2 protein-coding genes are annotated in these 3,236 nt (G+C 71.9%); both read right to left on the bottom strand.

Going from position 1 to position 3,236, the window contains the following annotated elements:
- Positions 1-218: 218 nt before the first annotated feature.
- Positions 219-1,907 (bottom strand): cytochrome c oxidase subunit I, encoded by a 1,689-nt coding sequence (gene ctaD, locus GQS09_RS27680; RefSeq protein WP_165990263.1) that lies wholly within the window; start codon positions 1,905-1,907, stop codon positions 219-221.
- 127 nt (positions 1,908-2,034) lie between these two features.
- Positions 2,035-3,069 carry an SDR family oxidoreductase gene (locus GQS09_RS27675; RefSeq protein WP_399552625.1) on the bottom strand — a complete coding sequence of 345 codons (1,035 nt, stop codon included), beginning with the start codon at positions 3,067-3,069 and terminating at the stop codon, positions 2,035-2,037.
- Positions 3,070-3,236: the final 167 nt, after the last annotated feature.

Genomic DNA, 3,236 nt, shown 5'->3' with positions numbered 1-3,236 from the left:
GCCGTGGCGGGTGCCGCGGGCGCGGCCGGGCTGCTGGCCGGGCGGCGGCGCGGCCCGGCGGTCTGACCGGCCCCGGCCCCGGCCTCAGGCCGAGTGCAGTACGTCGTACCGGTCCGCCATCCGCTTCTGCATCTGCCGGGCCGCCTCCGGATGCTGCAGGTCGAAGGTCGGGGCCTCGGAGCGGATCCGCGGAATCGAGGTNGGCCCCGGCCCCGGCCTCAGGCCGAGTGCAGTACGTCGTACCGGTCCGCCATCCGCTTCTGCATCTGCCGGGCCGCCTCCGGATGCTGCAGGTCGAAGGTCGGGGCCTCGGAGCGGATCCGCGGAATCGAGGTGAAGTTGTGCCGCGGCGGCGGGCAGGAGGTGGACCACTCCATCGAGCGCCCCCAGCCCCAGGGGTCGTTGCCCTCGACCGGAGAGCCGTACCGGTGGGTCTTCCACACGTTGTAGAAGAACGGCAGCACCGACAGGCCGAGCAGGAACGAGCTCACCGAGGAGATCGTGTTCAGCAGGGTGAAGCCGTCGGCCGCCAGATAGTCGGCATAGCGGCGCGGCATGCCCTCGGCGCCCAGCCAGTGATGGACCAGGAAGGTGCCCTGGAATCCCAGGAACAGCGTCCAGAAGGAGATCTTCCCCAGCCGCTCGTCCAGCATCTTCCCGGTGAACTTGGGCCACCAGAAGTGGAAGCCGGCGAACATCGCGAACACCACGGTGCCGAACACCACGTAGTGGAAATGCCCCACCACGAAATAGGTGTCGGTGACATGGAAGTCCAGCGGCGGGGAGGCCAGCAGAACGCCCGTCAGCCCGCCGAAGAGGAACGTCACCAGGAACCCGATCGACCACAGCATCGGGGTCTCGAAACTCAGCGAGCCCTTCCACATGGTGCCGATCCAGTTGAAGAACTTCACCCCGGTGGGCACCGCGATGAGGAACGACAGCAGGGAGAAGAACGGCAGCAGCACCGCGCCGGTGGCGAACATGTGATGCGCCCACACCATGATGGACAGCCCGGTGATGGCGATGGTCGCCGCCACCATGCCGAAGTACCCGAACAGCGGCTTGCGGCTGAACACCGGCACAATCTCGGTGATGATGCCGAAGAACGGCAGCGCGATGATGTAGACCTCGGGATGGCCGAAGAACCAGAACAGGTGCTGCCACAGCAGGGCGCCGCCATTGGCCGAGTCGAAGATGTGCGAGCCGAAGGTGCGGTCCGAGGCCAGCGCGAACAGCGCCGCCGCCAGCACCGGGAAGGCCATGATCACCAGCACGCTGGTGAGCAGCACGTTCCAGGTGAAGATGGGCATCCGGAACATCGTCATCCCGGGCGCGCGCATGCACACGATGGTGGTGATGAAGTTCACCGCGCCCAGGATGGTGCCGAACCCGCTCAGTGCCAGCCCCATCACCCACATGTCGGCGCCGACGCCCGGCGTGTGGGCCGCGTCGTTCAGCGGGGCGTAGGCGAACCAGCCGAAGTGCGCGGGCCCCAGCGGCGCGAACAGCGAGCCCACCACGATCAGCCCGCCGAACAGGAACAGCCAGTACGACAGCGCGTTCAGCCGGGGGAACGCCACATCGGGCGAGCCGATCTGCAGCGGCATCACGGCGTTGGCGAACCCGGCGAACAGCGGGGTCGCGAACAGCAGCATCATGATCGTGCCGTGCAGGGTGAAGGCCTGGTTGTACTGCTCGGCGTTGATGAGCTGCATGCCGGGGCGGGCGAGTTCGGCCCGCATCACCAGCGCCAGCACCCCGGCCACCAGGAAGAACCCGAAGGCGGTGATCATGTACAGCGCGCCGATGACCTTGTGGTCGGTGGTGGACAGCCAGCGGACCGAGGCATGTCCGGGGCCGTGCTCGGCGGGCGGGGTACGGCCGACGCGTACGTCCGGGATCGCCATGGCTGTGGGCCCCTTCCGGATTCCGGGTGACGGACGACGACAAGCGGCTTCCGGCAGGCTGGCATGCCGCGCCCCGGGCGCAAAACGGACACGCGGAAGAACCGGGCAGCGGGCGGGCCCGCAGCGGTCAGCGGCGGGCCCGGCGGGCCGCCGCCGCGGAGAGCACGGCACCGCCGACCGCCGCCGTGGCGCCGGCCACGGCCAGCAGGCCGTGGTGCTGCGAGGCCCACACCTGGCCGTTGCCGTGCCTGGCCTCGTCGTCGAAGCCGCCGTGCGCCCCGTGGTCCTCCCCGTCCGGGCCGTCCAGCGGCTCCCAGAGATTGGACGGGCGGTCCGGGTCCGTCGGCCGCCCGGTCTGCTGGGAGTCGTAGGCGGTGCGGGCCAGATAGCGGTCGAGCAGGCCGGGGGCGACCGCGTTGGCCGCCAGGGTCAGCGCGGTGGAGGCGCCGGTCCAGTACTCCCGGCGGCGGCCGTGGCCGGCCGCGTGCACGATGGCCCGGGCGGCCGTCTCCGGCTGGTAGACCGGCGGCACCGGGCGGGGATGGCGGGGCAGCCGCGACAGCACCCAGTCGAACTGCGGGGTGTTCAGCCCGGGCAGTTGCACCATGGTGGTCCGCACCCGGCTGCCGTCGTGCAGCAGTTCGCAGCGCAGCGACTCGTGGAAGCCCTGAATGGCGTGCTTGGCCGCGCAGTAGGCGGCCTGGAGCGGGACCCCCCGATAGGCCAGGGCCGAGCCCACCTGCACGATGGTGCCCCGGTCACGCGGCAGCATGCGGCGCAGCGCGGCCTGCGTGCCGTGCACGAAGCCCAGATAGGTGACCTCGGTGGTGCGGCGGAACTCCTCCGGCCGGATGTCCCGGACCGGGGCGAAGACCGTGCTGAACGCGGCGTTGACCCACACGTCGATCGGACCCAGTTCCGCCTCGGTGCGCCCGGCGGCGCGGTCCACCGCCTCCGCGTCGGCGACGTCCACGGACAGCGGCAGCGCCCGGCCGCCGGCCGCGCGCACCTCATCGGCCGCGGCGGCAAGTCCCCGTTCGCCGCGGGCGAGCAGCGCCACGGCATCGCCTCGGGCCGCGAAGGCCCGGGCGGCGGCCCGCCCCACCCCGGCGCTGGCCCCGGTCACCACAACCACCCGGCGCGCGTTCCGGCGTCGCTTCACGCTCACTCCTCCCTCCGGGAACCGGGCGCATCCGCCCGCCGTCCGTTCCCTGCCCGCCGTCCGTCCCTTGCGCTGCCCACCGTGCGCCCCGGCCCGGCGAACGGGCCGGCCGGCGCTGCGGGTACCCGCCCCGGCGCGCCGGAATCCCGCGCCCGGCGCGGCGCGGC

It is taken from the genome of Streptomyces sp. YIM 98790 (genome assembly GCF_011421595.1).
Taxonomy (GTDB): domain Bacteria; phylum Actinomycetota; class Actinomycetes; order Streptomycetales; family Streptomycetaceae; genus Streptomyces.
The sequence above is the reverse complement of the archived record's forward strand: the minus strand, read 5'-3'. Positions and strand labels throughout refer to the sequence as shown.

What these genes read in the sequence shown, in the direction of transcription:
- ctaD (WP_165990263.1), bottom strand. Translation starts at nt 1,907, where the DNA reads ATGGCGATCCCGGACGTACGCGTCGGCCGTACCCCGCCCGCCGAGCAC.